General features: G+C 69.9%; 17 protein-coding genes. 6 read left to right on the top strand and 11 right to left on the bottom strand.

Features of this window, described 5'->3' with window-relative positions; all coding sequences use genetic code 11:
- Positions 1 to 2: 2 nt before the first annotated feature.
- The 10 genes from AC1DNF_RS17690 to AC1DNF_RS17645 form a co-directional block, all read right to left on the bottom strand.
- Positions 3 to 752: a hypothetical protein gene (locus AC1DNF_RS17690; RefSeq protein ID WP_478149915.1), complete on the bottom strand. Its 750-nt coding sequence runs from the start codon at positions 750 to 752 to the stop codon at positions 3 to 5.
- On the bottom strand, positions 752 to 1384 hold the full coding sequence (locus tag AC1DNF_RS17685) for a hypothetical protein (protein ID WP_478149914.1): 633 nt from the start codon (positions 1382 to 1384) through the stop codon (positions 752 to 754). Before AC1DNF_RS17685 ends, AC1DNF_RS17690 begins: the two co-directional genes overlap by 1 nt.
- A 297-nt stretch (positions 1385 to 1681) precedes the next feature.
- Positions 1682 to 1915, bottom strand: a complete 234-nt coding sequence (locus AC1DNF_RS17680) for a helix-turn-helix domain-containing protein (RefSeq protein ID WP_478149913.1) — start codon at positions 1913 to 1915, stop codon at positions 1682 to 1684.
- A 109-nt stretch (positions 1916 to 2024) separates the two neighbouring features.
- Positions 2025 to 2858, bottom strand: a complete 834-nt coding sequence (locus tag AC1DNF_RS17675) for an amidohydrolase family protein (RefSeq protein WP_478149912.1) — start codon at positions 2856 to 2858, stop codon at positions 2025 to 2027.
- Complete coding sequence (locus AC1DNF_RS17670) at positions 2855 to 3892, bottom strand: aldo/keto reductase (protein WP_478149911.1); 1038 nt, start codon at positions 3890 to 3892, stop codon at positions 2855 to 2857. The genes AC1DNF_RS17675 and AC1DNF_RS17670 overlap by 4 nt, the downstream gene beginning before the upstream one ends.
- A gap of 1 nt (position 3893) precedes the next feature.
- Entirely contained in the window at positions 3894 to 4817 is a 924-nt protein-coding gene (locus AC1DNF_RS17665) for a ribokinase (RefSeq protein WP_478149910.1), read from the bottom strand.
- Positions 4818 to 4949: 132 nt separating this feature from the next.
- Positions 4950 to 6128, bottom strand: a complete 1179-nt coding sequence (locus tag AC1DNF_RS17660) for a HupE/UreJ family protein (RefSeq protein ID WP_478149909.1) — start codon at positions 6126 to 6128, stop codon at positions 4950 to 4952.
- Position 6129: 1 nt separating this feature from the next.
- The gene (locus AC1DNF_RS17655; RefSeq protein ID WP_478149908.1) at positions 6130 to 7332 is read right to left on the bottom strand and encodes a tetratricopeptide repeat protein; all 1203 of its coding nucleotides are present in this window, start codon (positions 7330 to 7332) and stop codon (positions 6130 to 6132) included.
- Between the two features lie 5 nt (positions 7333 to 7337).
- The gene (locus AC1DNF_RS17650; RefSeq protein ID WP_478149907.1) at positions 7338 to 7592 is read right to left on the bottom strand and encodes a hypothetical protein; all 255 of its coding nucleotides are present in this window, start codon (positions 7590 to 7592) and stop codon (positions 7338 to 7340) included.
- Positions 7593 to 7606: 14 nt separating this feature from the next.
- Positions 7607 to 9091, bottom strand: a complete 1485-nt coding sequence (locus tag AC1DNF_RS17645) for a DUF4331 domain-containing protein (protein ID WP_478149906.1) — start codon at positions 9089 to 9091, stop codon at positions 7607 to 7609.
- A 208-nt stretch (positions 9092 to 9299) separates the two neighbouring features.
- Between AC1DNF_RS17645 and pbpC the strand changes: the two genes are divergently transcribed.
- From pbpC to AC1DNF_RS17630, 3 genes are read left to right on the top strand one after another with little or no spacing between them, the layout of a single operon-like run.
- A complete protein-coding gene (gene pbpC, locus AC1DNF_RS17640; RefSeq protein ID WP_478149905.1) occupies positions 9300 to 11519 on the top strand; it encodes a penicillin-binding protein 1C in 2220 nt (739 codons plus the stop codon).
- Complete coding sequence (locus tag AC1DNF_RS17635; protein WP_478149904.1) at positions 11516 to 11818, top strand: YciI family protein; 303 nt, start codon at positions 11516 to 11518, stop codon at positions 11816 to 11818. Before pbpC ends, AC1DNF_RS17635 begins: the two co-directional genes overlap by 4 nt.
- Positions 11819 to 11864: 46 nt before the next feature.
- Positions 11865 to 12797: a MurR/RpiR family transcriptional regulator gene (locus AC1DNF_RS17630; RefSeq protein ID WP_478149903.1), complete on the top strand. Its 933-nt coding sequence runs from the start codon at positions 11865 to 11867 to the stop codon at positions 12795 to 12797.
- On the opposite strand, the gene AC1DNF_RS17625 is transcribed toward AC1DNF_RS17630, so the two are convergent.
- Positions 12734 to 13588, bottom strand: a complete 855-nt coding sequence (locus tag AC1DNF_RS17625; protein ID WP_478149902.1) for an HAD-IIA family hydrolase — start codon at positions 13586 to 13588, stop codon at positions 12734 to 12736. The genes AC1DNF_RS17630 and AC1DNF_RS17625 overlap by 64 nt on opposite strands.
- Before the next feature lie 193 nt (positions 13589 to 13781).
- Here AC1DNF_RS17625 and AC1DNF_RS17620 point away from each other — a divergent pair, with 193 nt between their 5' ends.
- The 3 genes from AC1DNF_RS17620 to phnE are packed head-to-tail and all read left to right on the top strand — an operon-like array spanning position 13782 to position 16581.
- Complete coding sequence (locus AC1DNF_RS17620; protein WP_478149901.1) at positions 13782 to 14714, top strand: phosphate/phosphite/phosphonate ABC transporter substrate-binding protein; 933 nt, start codon at positions 13782 to 13784, stop codon at positions 14712 to 14714.
- A 35-nt stretch (positions 14715 to 14749) separates the two neighbouring features.
- A complete protein-coding gene (gene phnC / locus AC1DNF_RS17615; protein ID WP_478149900.1) occupies positions 14750 to 15547 on the top strand; it encodes a phosphonate ABC transporter ATP-binding protein in 798 nt (265 codons plus the stop codon).
- The gene (phnE, locus tag AC1DNF_RS17610; RefSeq protein ID WP_478149899.1) at positions 15547 to 16581 is read left to right on the top strand and encodes a phosphonate ABC transporter, permease protein PhnE; all 1035 of its coding nucleotides are present in this window, start codon (positions 15547 to 15549) and stop codon (positions 16579 to 16581) included. The genes phnC and phnE overlap by 1 nt, the downstream gene beginning before the upstream one ends.
- The last annotated feature ends 151 nt before the right edge of the window (positions 16582 to 16732 follow it).

Genomic DNA, 16732 nt, shown 5'->3' with positions numbered 1-16732 from the left:
GGCTAAAGCGTCGGCCGAAGCAGGATGTTGCGCACGAGGTCAGTGATGACCTCTTCCGCCGTCACGGGCGCAATGACCGTCGAGGAAGGATGCGCAGCCGTGTTGCGGATATCTAGCTTCGCTTTCATCGTCTTTGCGGTGGCAGAACTAACCAGGTTGGCTGTCTTGACGATCGCAACGAACTTGCCTTCCCGCATTTCTTCAAAGTCGGTGAAGCTCTTGATAGCCGTCGAATCTTTGGGGAACGACGTTTTCAGCTGAACGTTGAACGCATCCAGATGGTTATCGAAGATGAAGCTTGTGACATGGTGGTAAGCGAGGTTCCATGCCATGACGATTGAAGCTCGGTATGCCTCGTTCGCGAAGCACGTCAGTGCTTCATGCAAGAACACCTTCTGCTGAGGGTCAGTAATGCTAGCTTCCAGCCCCTTGAGGTCGGCCAGAATCGCTTTCGGTGTGTGAACGGGCGGCAACCAAGATGCCACCTTTTCTCTCACTCCAGCGGCCAATCTGAATCCGCGGCCATCTAGCAACAGGCGCTTGGGCTTGGTGGCCGTCAGTCCCCGCATCTGCGAACTTGCATTCGAAGGCCGCTCCATGTGGAGTTGATCGAACAGAGTGTTGATCGTAGTCGGCTGGAACCGCTCTAGTTGCCGTTCCGTGTGCAGGAAGTACCCCAACACCAGAATCTTGTCTACAACTAAAAGCTTCGAGAACCCGTTTACCCGCTTGACCCAGTCCTCGACTTCCATTAAGCGGTCTTCTTGAGCAGCGGTTCAAGATCCTTTTCGCCAATGTGATTGATGAACGAGTGGCCGACCGCCGTGCCCTTGCTCAGCGTCTTGTTAGCTCGTAAATCGCGTATTGGCTGGGCAGGGACATCAGGCATCGACCACTTGAGATATTTGAATGCCGTGTACCAATGGCGAACATTTATCTCAGACAGTTTGAGATAATCCTTGAACCACAATGCGATTGCAAGATAGCGCTTGAGATCGCTTTTCAAGTTGTACTGCGCAACAAAGTCAACCAAGGTAACTTTGGTCTCGTCGAACCTGATGTCGTCCAGGATTTCGTAGGTCTGGACCTTCTTAGGCTTCTTCTGAGCAGCAGGAGCCTTCGCCACCACGTCTTCAACTTCGGCTTCTTCCTCGCCGTCGTATTCTTCCTCCGCCTCGACTTCGGCGGTACCCGGCAACGAAGCCGGCGCCTCAGATTTCATCCGACGAGCGACAGGCGCGGCACCGTGACCTCCGCGCGTGAGCGCCGCAGCAAGGGTCTTCATGGTGTCTTGGATCGAATCATCCGAGCCATCCATCTCAAACTCGAACACGCGAAACTTCACCTTCGCGTTTCCGGTGCTCCTCGGCGGTGCTTTTGCCATGCTTGCCCCTTGGTCTTCTTGAAAGGGTGCAATGTATACGGAATCCCCTATTGCCGCCTAGGAACCAAGAGTCCGTGACATTGAGAACGACGGGGATCTTGCAATCTGTGATGCTTCAGCCGACTTTCACGCTCCCGGTTACCAGGAAATCGGCGAAGGCCCAATCGAGGGCTCCGACAGCGGAGAGCACCTTTCCGCCTTGAAAACCGAATCAGACTTCCTCGGCCAGTTCGCGAAGATCGCCAAAGAGCCAACACGCCTGAGGACCCAATCCCCAATCCCGCGCGCCCGCATAGATCATATAGGCGCAAACAAATCCGAGATATCCAGTTCCAGCGCCTTCGCCAACTTCTCAATGCTATCGATCGACACATTGCGTTCCGCCCGCTCGACCGACCCCACAAACGCCCGATCGATGCCCGCCCGGTGCGCAAGTTCTTCTTGAGAAATCCCGCGAGAGGCACGCTCCGCCCGAAGGTGTTTGGCAAGCAGTTGCCGTGGGGGTAGATGTGTCTTTCGATGCAGTTCCATAGGCGGCGAGGATCAGACTCCGCCGGTATTCTGTCCACACCGTTTAAGTAGCATTTGCGATCGCGCTCACATGAGCAGCGGCTGCGCGCCGCGCCCTTGAGCAGACACGTCATCCCTCAGGGTCCAGCCGATAAACCCGGCAAGCATTCCCGCCAAATATCGCGTCCCGCTCCCCATCCGTGAGCCCGGCACAGACGCCCCGCGACACCAGCCACCACCCCTCATAGCTCCCACTCGCCCCCAGCACCGGCCAATCGCTCCCCCAGATCACGCGCCCGGCCCCGAAGCATTCCAGCACGTGCCGCATCCAAGGCCCCAGCACCTCCCCCGCCCCGCTCCCCGCCTGCGTCATCAACCCCGAGAGCTTGCATACCGCCTCGGTCTCCTCCGCGATGCGCCGCAGTTCCTGCCCCCAAGGCTCCCATTGCCCCTGCGCGATGCCGGGCTTGCCCGCATGGTCGATCACGATGCGCAGCGAGGGGTGCCGCCGCGCCAGTTCCCGGATGCGCGGCAGCTGATGCGGGTGGATCAGCGCATCGAAAACCAGCCCCGCCCCCGCCATCGCCCGCAAGGCCGGCGCCAGCGCGGCTTGCAGCACCCAGTCCGGGTCCGCGATGTCCTGCAGCATCGGGCGCAGGCCTTTCAGCTTCGGCTGCCGCGCCAGTTCGGCCACGCGCTCGCTCGCATCCGGCGCGAGCAGGTCGGCCCAGCCGACCACGCCCGCCACGCCCTCGTGCGGCGCGGCCAGTTCCAGCAAATAGCGCGTCTCGGCCTCGGTCGGCGCGGCCTGCACCAGCACGCCGCGGCGCACGCCCAGCGGCGCGGCCTGGCGCTGCCAGTCCTCGATCCCGAAATCCCGGTAGAGCCCGCCCAGCGCCGGCGTCAGCCAGCCGTAGTCGCCGCGCGCGAGGCGCCAGGCGTGGAAGTGCGAATCGACGATCACTGCGGCGCGGGCGTCGGCGTGGGTGTCGGCGCCTCTGGCGGTATCAGCCGCCTCTCGCGCAACGCCGCCCAGAACGCGGCCGGTATCGCCCGCCCCATCATCGCCACGCAGTCGGCCCATTCCGCCGCGCTGCGCGCGCCCACCATCACGATCGCGACCGCCTCGTGCGCCAGCGGAAACTGCAGCGCCGCCGCCCGCAGCGGCACGCCGAATTCATCGCACACGGCCTCGATCGCGGCCGCGCGCTCCACCCACTCGCGCGCGGCGGGCGCGTAGTTGAACATCGCCTGGCCGCCGCCCGTCCGCGTGCCGGTGGCGAGGATGCCGGAATTGAAGACCCCGCCCAGCGCCACCCGCACGCCGCGCCGCGCGCACAGCGGCAGCAGCTCGGGCAGCGCGCCCTGGTCGAGCAGGCTGTAGCGGCCGGCCAGCATCAGCGCATCCAGCTCGGCGTGGCGAAGCACATCGACCACCACCCGCCAGTCGTTCACGCCCAGGCCGATGGCGCCGACCAGGCCCTCCTCCTTCAGGCGCCGCAGGGTCGGCAGCGTCTCGTCGAGCACCTGGCGCAGCACGCGCGGGGCGTCGGCGCCGTGCGTGGCCGGGTCGAGGTCGTGCACGTAGGCGACGTCGATGCGCGCCAGGCCCAGGCGCTGCAGGCTGTCTTCGATGCCGCGGCGCGTGCCGGCCGCGCCGTAGTCCCAATGCTGCATGAAGGGCAGCCCGTCGACGTAGCCGAACTGGGCGCGCGGCACGCGGGCCGCCGGCGTCAGCAGGCGCCCGACCTTGGTCGAGAGCACGAAGTCCTCGCGCGGGCGGGCGCGCAAGGCCTGCCCCAGGCGGTGCTCCGACAAGCCATGGCCGTAGTGCGGCGCGGTGTCGAAGCAGCGGCAGCCGTCATTCCACGCCGCCTCCACGAGGGCCGAGGCCTGCGCCTCGTCGAGCGGGGCGAAGAGGTTGCCGAGCGGCGCGCCGCCGAGCCCGATCCGCAGGCCGCCGCCTCGCGTGGGCGGGAACAGGGGGCGCCGGGTCACGTCACAGCCGCGCCAGGAAGGCGTCGACCTGCGCCGCCGAAGGCATGCCGCCGATGGCGCCGCGACCGGTCACGGAGAGCGCCGCCGCCGCGTTGGCGCGGCGCGCCGCCTGCGCGATGTCCGCGCCGCCGGCGATCGTCGCGGCCAGCACGCCGGTGAAGGTGTCGCCGGCGCCCACGGTGTCGGCCACCTCCTCGATGTGCCAGCCGGCGATGTCCACGGCCGGCGCGTCGCGCCGGGCCAGGCGGCAGCCGGCGGCGCCCAGGGTCACGACCACGGCGCGCACGCCGCGCGCGATCAGCGCGCGGGCGGCATCGTCCATGGGGGTGTCGGCGGGCACCTCGGCCACGGTGCGCAGCTCGTTCTCGTTGGGCGTGAGGATGTCGGTCAGCGCGAGCAGTTCGTCGGGCAGCTGTTGCGCCGGGGCGGGGTTGAGCAAGGTGGTGGCGCCGGCCTCACGGCCGATGCGGAAGGCGGCGAGGGTGGCGGCCAGGGGCACTTCGCACGAGGCCATGACGACGCGGCTCTGGCCGATGGCGCGGCGCGCGGCCTCGGCATGGCGCGCGCCCAGGCCGGCGCCCGCGCCGGGGGCGACGGCGATGCTGTTGTCGCCGTCGTCGTAGACGTGGATCTGCGCCACGCCGCTGCGCTCGCCGTCGACCAGCTCGACGTGGTCCATGCCGATGCCCTCGCGCGCCCACAGGGCCAGGCCCATGCGCCCGAACTCGTCGCGCCCGATGCGCGCGACCAGCGCCGTGCGCACGCCCTGGCGCGCGCAGGCCACCGCCGCGTTGGAGCCCTTGCCGCCGGGGCTGATCTCGAAGCTGTGCGCCAGCAGGGTCTCGCCGCGCGAAAGGGGCCGCGGCACGCGGGAGACGAGATCGGCGTTCCAGCTGGCGATGCAGACGACTTCAGACAGGGGCATAGGGGTACGTGCTCGATTTGATTATTGTTGGGGTCCATGCCGCGCGCGGGGTACCGCCCGGGCAGACGTTTGTAACCCGCGTGGCTGGCCACGACAAGCGGTGGATGCACCCACGGCCCCGCGCCGTGGGCCTCACACCGGCAGCAGCTTCAGGTCGAACAGCCGCTCGACGAACCACAGGGCCGCGACGACCATGGCGAACATCGAGCCGCCGTGCAGCACCACCGGCGGGTAGCGCCGCCAGCCGCGCGCGAGCAGCAGCACGGCCAGGGCCATCGTGACGACGATGAGCTGGCCGGCTTCCACGCCCAGGTTGAACTGCAGCAGCGCGACGAGGAAGCTGCCGATGGGCAGGTCCAGCTCGGCCAGCACGCCGGCGAAGCCGAAGCCGTGGATCAGCCCGAAGAGGAAGGTGAAGACGCGCCGCCGCCCGCGCAGCAGCGGAAAGAGGTTGTCCACCGCCGCGACGATGATGGTGAGCGCGATGGCCGGCTCGATGACGCGCGGCGAGAGCGACACCAGCTTGAGCCCGGCCAGCGCCAGGGTGATGGAATGGCCCAGGGTGAACATGGTGACGGTGGCCACCATGGGCCACACGGCCTGCTGCCAGTGCTCCACCGGCATCCAGGCCCTTGTTCCGCCGCGCCGCCGCAGCACGGCGGGCAGCAGCAGGCTGACGAGGAAGAGGATGTGGTCGTAGCCGATCAGGATGTGGTGCACGCCATCGCGGAAGAAGCCGGTGCCCTCGGCCTTGGCGGCGGGCCCGGCCGGGCCGCCGGGCAAGGGCACGGTCACGGGGCCGGCGAGCGGGTCCAGCGGGCGCAGCGAAGGGGCCTCGCCCTCCCCCATGTCCACGCGCAGCAGGCCGCGGTGGGTGGGGTCGACTTCGCGGAAGAGGCCGTAGTCCAGCGCGATGGCGTTGCCGGCTTCGCAGCGGCTGCGCAGCCGCAGCACGAGGTAGCTGCCGTCGACGCGGCCTTCCAGCGCGGGCGGCTTGGCCTCGGTCCATGCGCATTGGCCCTGCTGCAGGCGCAGGTGGGCGAGCGCGTAGGCCTGGATGTCGGGCAGGCGCGCCTTGACTTCGCCCCAGCTGAGCTTCTGGTCGGCGTTGGCGTCGAGGTCCAGCATGGCGTCGAGGTCGCGCAGCGAGATGTCCCAGCGCAGGTCCAGGGTGTCGCCGTGGCGTGCGAGCTGCAGGTAGGCGTCGCTGGCCTTGTGGGCGTGGGCCGGCAGGGCCAGGGCGGCGGCGAAGGCGAGCAGCAGGCTCGCCAGCGCGCGTTGCAGGTGTCGGGGTGAAGGCAGCGCTGTCATGTCACGGCAGCGCGTCGACGCGCGCGTCCCGAAGGCCGATCTGTTGCATCAGGGTTCGCACCTCGCGGCGCGCTTCCTCGTCATGGGCCGCGGCGGCGGCGCGGGCGAAGACCAGCAGGTCGACGGGCTCGCGCTGCAGCCGCGCGTTCTGCCGCGCCAGCGCCAGGGCCCGGCGCGGGTCCTGTTGCACGTCGAGCGCGAAGAGCGCGTGTTCGCGGCCATGCACGGCCGTGGCGCCGGGGCGCAGGGCCGCGGCCTCGAAGCGCGCCGCCAGTTCCTCGGTGTCGCGCCGGGCGGCCTCGCGGCGCGCGGGCGGGAGGGTGCCGCGTTCCGACAGGCGATGCGTGGCAATGGCCAGGCGCAGCAGCACGGCATCGCTGCGCGGCTCGTTGGCGAGCAGGGGTAGCACCTCGGCCGGGCGCTGGTCGTCGAGCAGGAAGTCGCTGTAGGCAATGACGTCATAGCCCGAGCGCTGGGCGCCGAGGGCCTGCCGGTAGGCGCGGGCGGCGGCGTCGCGGCGGCCGGCGAGTTCCTCGATCTCGGCCACGGTGGTCAGCAGCCACTGGCGGGTGGGGGCCTGCGCCGGGTCCTGCAGCAGCGGGTTGCCCAGCAGGCCCTGCAGCGCGTCGCGCGCGGCCTGGTGCTCGCCGCGCAGGCCGGCGTTCTCGGCCAGGCAGGCGGTGGCGTAGAGGTTCTGGCGCAGGCGCAGCAGGGCGCGGCAGGCGGCGTCGGAATCGGCGTAGCGCCCGCGCACGCGCAGCACGGTGGCCAGGGTCAGCCAGCCCTGCGCGTCGCCGGGATGGGCGGCCAGGGCCATCTGGAGGGTGGCCTCGGCGCCGTCGAAGTCATGGAGGAACTGCGCCACCGTCGCGTGCATGAAGAGCACGGCCGCCGGGGTGGCGGCGGACATCGGCTGCCAGGCCTGCAGCACGCCCATGGCGTAGCCGGCGTAGCGCGCATCGCCCTGCGAGCGCGCGAGCGCCAGGTAAGACCGGGCGGCCGCGACGGCCACGCCCTCGTCGCGCGGGCGTTGCACCAGTTCGCGCCGCAGCCGGCGCTCCTCTCCGGACCAGCCCGCGACGGCGGGCAGGGTCTCGACGATCTCGTCGTCGCTGGCCGGCACGCGGGGCACCGCGCCCGCGAGGGTGGCGAAGCCCGCGATGGCCAGGCCGGCCAGCGCGGCCAGGGTTGCGGCGCGGCGCATGGCGGCTACTGCGTGGCGACCGGTTCGCGCGTGTTGGTCACGGGCGGCGGGTCGAAGGCCGAGACGTCGGCCGGCTCGGCGCTGTCGCTCATCTTGGCGATGAGGTCCTTCACGTAGGCGATGAAGCCGTCGCTCGCGTCGGCCGCGGCCGGTGGGGGCTGGCTGGCGGCGGCGTTGCCGCCGTCGCCACCGCCGCCGCAGGCGGTCAGGGCCAGCGCGGCGGCGAGCGGCGCGGCCAGCAGGTAGAGCTTGCGTTGCATGGCGGGCTCCTTCTTCATTGGGCGCCGGGCAGCGGCGTGTTGAGGTACGGGAAGGCGTCGGGGAACTGCGCCGGGCTCTGGAGCGCGCCGTCGGTGATGGCGGCGCCGCCGGCCGGTGCGTCGGAGGGCTTGCAGCCCACCTTCAGGGTGTCGGTGGGGCCGGTGAGCACGCACAGGGCGCCCATGGCGACGCGCAACTCGATGTCGACGATGTCGTCGCCCGGGCGGCGGCCGTTGGGGAAGCCGGCGTTGTCGCCCCCGGCCACGCCGAGGTTGGACTGGCTGGCCTTGGGGGTGGGCGCGATGCTGGTGTTCAGGCGCAGCATTTCCGAGGGCTTGACGTTGGCGGGCTTGTTGAGGCCCTCGACACCGGTGAGGAAGGCGGCCACCAGGTCGGTGCGCGGGAAGTTGGTGGGCGCGGGAGCCGAGGGGAACAGGGTCTGCACCAGCGCGGGCAGCGTGGGGTGGGTCACGTAGTCGGCGAACTGGGCGTCGTCCCTGGGCTTGGAGGCGTTGAACCTGTCCTTGTCCTTGAGGCCGATGACGACTTCGTTGACCAGCGGCATGCCCAGGCGCGAGACCTGGGCCCAGGCGCCGCCGTGCAGGGCGGCGGTGCCGTGGCCGCTCTTGGGCGGGCTCTCGATGAGGCGGCCCTGGCGCACGCTGGCGGTGGTCCAGCCGCCGATGATGGGGTTGCCGGCGGTGGTGAGGCAGGCGATGGGCACTTCCATCGCCAGCGTGGTCACGTTCTTGCCGGCGAGGGCGTCGGCGTTGGCGTTGGTGGTGCCCAGGGGGTTGAGGTTGAGCAGGTCGAAGATGGGGCCGAGGGCCACGGTGAAGGGGTCCTTGCGCTGGCCGACGAACACGCGCGCGGGGGTCGCGCAGCCGGGGATCGTCACGTTGTAGAGGTGCTGGCTGGCGTAGGTGGCGTAGCCGGTGGGGCCGCCGAAGGTCTTGTCGCCGATGTTGTCGGTCGGCTTGTCGAAGACCTTGCCGCCGCCGGCATTGATCACCGGCATGGCCTGGCCGCCGCGGCGGTCGCCGCGCACGACGTTGAGGGTGTAGGTCTCGCGCACGTTGCTGGTGGGCTGGTCGGGCGCGCTGATGACGCCGGCCTGCACGAGGGGAATGGACACCTTCTTGTCGGCGATGGGCAGCTGGATGTCGCGCAGGGTGTTGGCGAAGCGGAACTGGAAGGTGATGTCTTCCACCGCGTCGCCGTTGGTGTCGAGGTGGATCTCGTAGACGGCGTTGGGGTCGAGGTTGTAGAAGTTCGGGCCGCCGGCGGGGTCCTGGCCGGGCTGGTAGTTGGCGATCAGGGTGACGAAGTCCTGCCGGTTGGGCTCGTAGCTGCGGAACATGTAGAAGTCGGTGCCGTCGACCTTGGGCATGCCCGCGATGGAGGGCGCCTCGCGGTGGCTGGATGCGAATGCGCCACCGGCCGCAAGAGCGCACAGGGCGACGACACAGGCCTGGACAGGTTGTCTGGAGAGTTTCATGGGCATCACCTCAGGAACGAAGTTGGGAATCCGACGGGGGGCCTTGCGGCGTTCGGCGAACGCAGCCCCCTGTCTACGGCCGGAAGTTCCGGGCGGATTCACGGCGCTTCAAAAAAAAGTGATGCGCCGCGGCGAGGGGCACAGCGCCCCGCAGGCACGGAGGGCGGGCCTCGCGGCGGCGGCATACTGAGGGCCGCCCGACCCGACCATGCCGCTTTCGTCCTCGCTCCTTCGCCCGCCGCTTGCCTTCGTCCTGATCGCGGCCTGCGCCCACTCGGCCTGGGCGCTGGCGAGCTTCGAGGAACTGCGGCAGGGCTTCCGCTCTTCCGAGACGGCGGTGCTCGATCGCCACGGCGAGCTGCTGCAGCGCGTGCGCACGGACGCGATGGTTCGGCGGGGGCAGTGGATCGCGCTGGCCGATGTCTCGCCGGCGCTGCGCACAGCCATGGTGCTGAGCGAGGACAGGCGCTTCTACGAACACAGCGGTGTCGACTGGCGGGCGGTGTCGTCGGCGGCGTGGGGCAATCTGTGGAACACGCGCACGCGCGGGGCCTCGACGATCACGATGCAGCTGGCGGGTTTGCTCGACGACGACCTGCGGCGCGGCAATGGCGGGCGCAACCTGGCGCAGAAGCTGGGGCAGACGCTGGCGGCGCAAGGGCTGGAGCGCACATGGCGCAAGGACCAGATCCTGGAGGCCTATCTCAACACGGTGCCCTTTCGCGGCGAGATCGTGGGCATCGACGCGCTCTCGCGCACGCTGTTCGGCAAGGCGCCGCACGGGCTGGACGAGCGCGAGGCGGCGGTGGCGGCGGCGCTGGTGCGCGCGCCGAACGCGAAGCCGGCGCAGGTGGCGCAGCGGGCCTGCGAGGTGATGCGGGCGATGGAGGCGGGGCGCAAGGTGGATTGCGAGGCGCTGGAGATGTTCGCCTCGGCGGCCCTGCAGAGGAAGGCCTTCGAGGCGAGCGAGGGGATCGCGCCGCACCTGGGGCGGCGTGCCGTGGCCTCGGGGCTCGCCAAGGGGGCGCGGGCGCCGGACAGCGTGACCACCACCCTGCGCGCGCCGCTGCAGCGCTTTGCCTTGGCCACGCTGCAGCGGCATCTGCGCGAGCTGCATGGGCGCAACGTCGAGGACGGCGCGCTCGTGGTGCTGGACAACGCCAGCGGCGAGGTGCTGGCCTGGGTCGGCTCCTCGGGCGAGCTCAGCCGCGCGGGCGAGGTCGATGGCGTGCTGGCGCAGCGCCAGCCGGGCTCCACGCTCAAGCCGCTGCTGTACGCGCAGGCCATCGCCGAGTGGCGGCTCACGGCCGCATCGCTGCTGGACGACTCCTCCGAGCAGATCCAGACCGCCGGCGGGCTCTACATTCCGCAGAACTACGACCGGCAGTTCAAGGGCTATGTGTCGGTGCGCACGGCGCTCGCGGCATCGCTCAACGTGCCTGCCGTGCGCACGCTGGTGCTGGTGTCGCCGGAGGCCTTCGCGCGGCAGCTGCGCGCGGCGGGGATCGCGCTTGCGCAGAGCGGCGACTACTACGGCTACAGCCTGGCGCTGGGCAGCGCGGAGGTCTCGCTGCTGAGCCTGACCAATGCCTATCGCACGCTGGCGAACGGCGGGCGGGCCGGGGCGACGCGCTTCCTGGCGGCGTCGCCGCCCTCCTCCCCGGCCCAGGTCGCGCTGGATGCGCGCGCGGCCTTCATCGTGGGCGACATCCTGAGCGACGCCAATGCGCGGGCGCGCACCTTCGGCCTCGACAGCGTGCTGGGCACGCGCTTCTGGACGGCGGTGAAGACGGGCACCAGCAAGGACATGCGCGACAACTGGGCGGTGGGCTGGTCGCGGCGCTACACAGTGGGCGTGTGGGTGGGCAACGCGAGCGGCGCGCCGATGTGGGACGTGAGCGGCACCAGCGGCGCGGCGCCGGTGTGGGCGGAGGTGATGGGCTTCCTGCATCGCACCGAGCCCAGCCGCGCGCCGGTGCCGCCGGACGGGCTGGTGCGGGCGCGGGTGCGCTTCGGGGACGAGCTGGAAGCGGCACGCGAGGAGTGGTTCATCGCGGGCACGCAGCAGGCGCTGTTCGCCCTGCCCTCGGCCGCGCCCGCGGCGGAGTCGGCCGCGCGCATCACGGCGCCCTCGGACGGCACCATCATCGCCCTCGACCCCGATATTCCGCCGACGCACCAGCGCGTGCGCTTCGAGGCGGAGGGCGGCGGCACGCAGCTGCGATGGCGCATGGACGGCAAGCCCTTCGCGCGCGGCGCCAGCGCGCAGTGGCTGCCCTGGCCGGGGCGGCACGTGGTGGAGCTGGTGGACGCGCGCGGGCAGGTGGCCGACCAGCTCAGGCTCGAGGTGCGTGGCGCGGGGGTGGTGGGCAAGGCCGCGGCCGCGCCGGCACGTACGATGCGGGGCATCGTGAAAGGAACACCGTGATCTTCGTTTTTCATTTGCTGGACAAACCCGGCTCGCAGGAGCTTCGCGCGCGCGTGCGCCCCGAGCACAAGGCCTATCTCGCCGAAGTGGCGGACCGCATGGCCTTCGCCGGCCCGCTGACCAGCGACGACGGCCAGACGATGATCGGCAGCCTGCTGGCGATCGACTTCCCGAGCCGCGAGGCGGCCGAACAATGGCAGGCGCGGGAGCCCTTCACGCGCGCCGGGCTCTATGCCGGCGGCTCGGTGCTGCCCTTCGTGAACCTGTGGCCGCAGAAGACGGGCTTTCCGCAGGGCTGAGGCGGCGCCGCTCATGTGACACGCCGGCCAAGTAAGCTCGGCGCCCATGAAGAAGCAGCCCCCCAGGAAGACAGCCACGGCCGGCAAGACGAGCCGCCACCCCACGGCGGCCGATGCCGCGGCCGGCCAGGGCCAGATCTCGGCGGTGCTGGCGCGCATCGAGAGCCTCTGGTCCTCGCTCGGCCCGGTGGGCCAGCGCATCGCCGACTTTATCGTCAAGAACCCGCAGGAAGTGGTGCACATGTCGGTGAGCGAGGTGGCCGAGCGCACCGGGTCGAGCGAAGGCAGCATCGTGGGGCTGTGCAAGAACCTCGGCGCCACGGGCTTCCAGCAGATCAAGATCGCGCTGGCGCAGGAGATCGTGCGGCCGGTGCAGTTCATCCACGAGGACCTGGAGCCGAGCGACAAGGTCGACATGGCGATCCGCAAGATCTTCCAGAGCGACATCCAGACCCTGCACGACACGCGCGACGCGCTGGACGTGAAGGCGATGGAGAAGGCGGTCAAGCTGCTGAAGAAGGCGCGCCGCATCGAGATCTACGGCATCGGCAGCGCGGCCACCATCGCGGAGGACGCGCACTACCGCATGCTGCGCATCGGGCTGGACGTGAAGGTGGTGGTCGATTCGCACGTGCAGGCCATCAGCGCCGCGCTGACCGGCCCGGACGTGACGACGCTGACCATCTCGCACTCCGGCAGCACGCATGAGACGGTGATGGCGACGCGGCTGGCCAAGGAGGCGGGCGCGTCCACCATCTGCATCACGAACTTCGGCAAGTCGCCGATCCAGGCCTTCTCGGACGTGGTGCTGTTCACGATGGCGCGCGAGACCAGCTTCCGCACCGAGGCCATGACGAGCCGGCTGGCGCAGCTGGCGATCATCGACGTGCTGATCGCCTGCCTGGCGCTCAGCGACTACGACAGGTCGGTCAAGACGCTGCGCAAGACCTTCGACGTGCTGTCGCTCAAGCGGTACTGAGGCGGGCGCGCCTCGCGCAGCAGCGCGGCGAGCGTGGGTGCCTCGGCGCGCGGGTGGCTGCCCACCAGCAGGCAGGCCATGCCGAGCTGCGCGGCGCCGAGCGCGTCGGTGGCGGGGTTGTCGCCGATGACGAGGGTGCCGGCCGGCGCGGCACCGAGCCGGCGCAGGCCCTCCTCGAAGAGCAGCGGGCCGGGCTTGCCGATGACGCGCCAGGGCTGCACGCCGCTGGCCGACACCAGGGCCGCCATGAGCGCGCCGGTCTCGGGCACGACCGTGCCCGCGGGGCCGGGATGGTTGTCGTCGCTGTTGCTGACCACCAGGCGCGCGCCGCGCCGCAGTTCGTTGGCCATCAGGGCCAGCCGCGCGCGGTTGAAGAAGGGGTCGAGCGCGAGCAGCACGAACTCGGCCTCGGCCTTCACGAGCTCGCATCCGCGCGAGAAGGCGTGGCGCAGCAGCGCGGGGCTGCCGGCCAGCAGGATGCGCGCGTGCGGATGCTCGCGCCGCATGTGGGCGACGGCCAGCTCGCCGGCCAGCACGATGTGCTCGGGCGCGACCTTGAGCCCCATGCGCGACAGCCGGCGCGCCACGCCCTCGGCGGTGTGGGTGGAGTTGTTGGAGACGATGACGTAGCGGTCGCGGAACTGCGCGAGCAGCTCGCGCGCGCCGGGCAGCGGCTCGTCCTCGCGGATCAGCGTGCCGTCCAGGTCGATGAGGAGGTGGCGGGCCTGCGCCAGCGGCGCGCCCTCCGTGGAGATGGGGTCGTTGCCATTGATGTTGCTTTGAATGCTCATGGTTCTTGTGCTTGCCAAACGCATCGGCCATCCGGTGCGATGGCTGGGAATTGTATTGAATGGCACTCAGTTATCAATATAAAACTAACTGAGCAAAATTCATTTTCTTGTCATGTCGCGTCCCTAACCTCGCGGGGTCGAGCCGGCCCGCTTGCCGGCCAAGCCCTCTCAACGACACCCCAAGGAACACGACATGAAGAAGCTTCTGACACTCGCCGCCACGCTCGCGCTGGCCGCCTCCGCATGGACCCCCGCCGCCGCGCAGGCGGTGGCGGACGGCTCCAGGGAACACCCGCTGCGCGTGCTGCTGATCCCGGCCGACGGCGGCACCGAATCGGGCACCAAGGCCGACTACGCGCCGGTGTTCAACGCGATCACGCGCAGCACCGGGCTGCAGTTCGACCTGAAGGTCGGGCAGTCGTATGGCGCGGTGGTCGAGGGCATGTGCCACCAGCTCGCCGATATCGCCTTCTTCGGCCCGGTGGCCTATGTGCAGGCGCACAAGCGCGGCTGCGCGCAGCTGCTGGCGGTGGGTGTCGAGAAAGGCGCGTCGATCTACTACGCCGGCATGTTCGCCAAGGCCGGCTCGCCGATCGGCTCGATCAAGGACCTCAAGGGCAAGCGGGTGGCCTTCGGCGACGTGAACTCGGCCTCGAGCTTCACCTTCCAGGTCGCGATGCTGCTGGATGCGGGCATGGACCCGGTCAAGGACCTGGGCGCGATCCGCATGACGGGCAGCCACGCGAGCAGCCTGGCGGCGCTGGTGCAGGACCAGGTCGACGTGGCCTCGCTGTCCTTCGACTCGTACGAGAAGGCCGTGCGCGAAGGCGCGGCGGACCCGAAGACGATCAAGGTGATTGCCAGGAGCATCGCCATCCCCTACCCGCCGCTGGCGCTGAACACGAAGCTGCCGGAAGGGCTCAAGACCCAGCTCAAGAACGCCTTCCAGACGGTGAACAAGGCGCCGGGCGTGACGCCCGACATGATCCGCGGCTATGGCGGCGGCAGGATCGACGGCTACGACACGCGCTTCTCGGAGGAAGAATTCAACGTCGCGGCCGAGAAGCTGGCGCTGCTGACGGACGATCTCAAGGGCGAGATCCTGAAGAAGGCGGCGGCGCGTTGAGCTCCGCGGTCCCGCAGCCCGCGAAGCGCCCGCACATGCTGAGATTCGATTCCGTGGGCATGCGCTATGCCGATGGCACGACGGCGCTGAAGACGGTGTCGCTGCACATTCCGCGCGGCGAGTTCTGCGTGGTGCTGGGCGCCTCGGGCGCGGGCAAGTCGACGCTGCTGCGCATGGCCAACGGGCTGGTGGCGCCGACCAGCGGGGCGGTGCATGTCGACGATGTGCGCGTCGCGGCGGCGTCGCTCGCGGCGATCCGCCCGCGCATCGGGATGATCCACCAGCAGTTCAACCTGGTGCTGCGCGCCACGGTCGCGACCAATGTGCTGAGCGGGGCGCTGCCGGCGCTGCCGATGTGGCGCGCGCTGGCCGGCCTGTTTCCGCAAGCGCTGCGGCGCAAGGCCTGCGAGCTGGTGGACGCGGTCGGGCTGCGCGAGGAGCACTTGCGCCGGCGCGCCAGCGAGCTTTCCGGAGGCCAGCAGCAGCGCGTGGGCATTGCGCGCGCCTTCATGCTCGATCCGCCGCTGGTGCTGGCCGACGAGCCGGTCGCCAGCCTGGACCCGCAGGCGAGCACGGAAGTGCTGGCATTGCTCAAGCGGCAGGCGCGCGAGCGCGGCACGACGGTGCTGTGCAGCCTGCACCAGGTGGAGCTGGCGCGCGGCTTCGCCGACCGCATCGTGGCGCTGCGCGACGGCACCGTCGTGTTCGACGGGCCGCCGCAGGCCTTCGACGCGCGGACGGCGCGCGATCTCTACGGCGGCGGGGCGATGCGCCCCGTGGCCGCGACACCCGGACCTCACACCCTGCCCGAGCTGGCGCTGAGAGCCGCATGATGGAACAGACCCTGAATTCGCCGCTCTCCGGCGCGGCGCGGCGACCCGCGTCGGCCTGGGAGATCGAAGGCCCCTTCGGCACCCGCACGGTGGCGATGGTGGTGCTGGCGCTGCTGCTGTGCTTCTACACGGGTCAGCGCGTCGAGATGGGCCGCATGCTGGCGCTGAGCGGCGAGGGCCTGCTCGCGGCGGTGGGCCTGCGCGAGAGCTCGCAGGTGTCGGCGGGCATGGCGACGATCGCGCGCTCGCTGTTTCCGGTGCAGGTGTCGGAGCGCACGGAGGTGGCACGCATCGAGAACTTCGATCGCGCGCACCTGCCCTGGCTGGCGCGCGTGGAAGTCGAGAGCGCGCGCACGCAGCGGCTCGACCCCGAGACGCTGCGCATGGAATCGAGTGTCGAGCGCCACGAGGTGCTGGTCGAGCCGCTGGGCTATCTGTGGCACGTGGCTAACAAGATGCTGGAGACGCTGGAGATCGCGTTCTGGGCCACGCTGCTGGCGGTGCTGATGAGCATTCCGCTGGCCTGGTTCAGCGCGCGCAACTACACGCCCAACCGCCTGAGCTACGGCGTGGCGCGCGCGCTGGTGAGCCTGCTGCGCGCGGTGCCCGAGCTGGTGACGGCGCTGTTCCTGGTGCTGGCCTACGGCTTCGGCCCGATCGCCGGCGTGCTCGCGCTGGCGCTGCATGCGGCGGGCTTCCTCGGCAAGTTCTACGCCGAGGACATCGAGACGGCCGACGACAAGCCTCAGGAGGCGCTGCGCGCCATCGGCGCGGGCAGGCTGAAGGTGATGCGCTTCGCGGTGCTGCCGCAGGTGATGCCGCAGTTCATCGCCTACACGCTCTATGTGCTCGACCGCAATGTGCGCATGGCGACGGTGGTCGGGCTGGTGGGCGCGGGCGGCATCGGCCAGGAGCTCAAGGGCCGCTACGACATGTACAACTATTCGCACGTCGGAACGATCCTGCTCGCGATCTTCCTGACGGTCTTCCTGCTCGACCAGGTGGCCGCGCGCATGCGCCGCCGCTTCGCCTGACGCCGCTTCGTTCCCTCCCCCATTCCTCCGCCGCGCGCGGACCTCTCAACCCAAGGAATCCTCCGATGAAACCTTCGTTCATTCTTCGCGGCCTTTGCGCCACCGCTCTCGTGATCAGTCTCGCCGCATGCGGCGGCGGCGGCGACTCCGC

This window comes from Variovorax sp. 01T432, from assembly GCF_056398605.1.
Note: the sequence above shows the minus strand (reverse complement) of the source record. Positions and strands in the feature narration are given on the sequence as shown.

Bases quoted from the DNA above. Each gene is read 5' to 3' on its own strand.
- AC1DNF_RS17630 (WP_478149903.1), top strand. From the start codon at position 11,865: ATGAAGAAGCAGCCCCCCAGGAAGACAGCCACGGCCGGCAAGACGAGC.
- AC1DNF_RS17685 (WP_478149914.1), bottom strand. From the start codon at position 1,384: ATGGCAAAAGCACCGCCGAGGAGCACCGGAAACGCGAAGGTGAAGTTT.
- phnC (WP_478149900.1), top strand. From the start codon at position 14,750: ATGCTGAGATTCGATTCCGTGGGCATGCGCTATGCCGATGGCACGACG.
- pbpC (WP_478149905.1), top strand. From the start codon at position 9,300: ATGCCGCTTTCGTCCTCGCTCCTTCGCCCGCCGCTTGCCTTCGTCCTG.
- AC1DNF_RS17620 (WP_478149901.1), top strand. From the start codon at position 13,782: ATGAAGAAGCTTCTGACACTCGCCGCCACGCTCGCGCTGGCCGCCTCC.
- AC1DNF_RS17690 (WP_478149915.1), bottom strand. From the start codon at position 752: ATGGAAGTCGAGGACTGGGTCAAGCGGGTAAACGGGTTCTCGAAGCTT.
- AC1DNF_RS17680 (WP_478149913.1), bottom strand. From the start codon at position 1,915: ATGGAACTGCATCGAAAGACACATCTACCCCCACGGCAACTGCTTGCC.
- AC1DNF_RS17625 (WP_478149902.1), bottom strand. From the start codon at position 13,588: ATGAGCATTCAAAGCAACATCAATGGCAACGACCCCATCTCCACGGAG.
- AC1DNF_RS17665 (WP_478149910.1), bottom strand. From the start codon at position 4,817: ATGCCCCTGTCTGAAGTCGTCTGCATCGCCAGCTGGAACGCCGATCTC.
- phnE (WP_478149899.1), top strand. From the start codon at position 15,547: ATGGAACAGACCCTGAATTCGCCGCTCTCCGGCGCGGCGCGGCGACCC.
- AC1DNF_RS17645 (WP_478149906.1), bottom strand. From the start codon at position 9,091: ATGAAACTCTCCAGACAACCTGTCCAGGCCTGTGTCGTCGCCCTGTGC.
- AC1DNF_RS17660 (WP_478149909.1), bottom strand. From the start codon at position 6,128: ATGACAGCGCTGCCTTCACCCCGACACCTGCAACGCGCGCTGGCGAGC.
- AC1DNF_RS17655 (WP_478149908.1), bottom strand. From the start codon at position 7,332: ATGCGCCGCGCCGCAACCCTGGCCGCGCTGGCCGGCCTGGCCATCGCG.
- AC1DNF_RS17650 (WP_478149907.1), bottom strand. From the start codon at position 7,592: ATGCAACGCAAGCTCTACCTGCTGGCCGCGCCGCTCGCCGCCGCGCTG.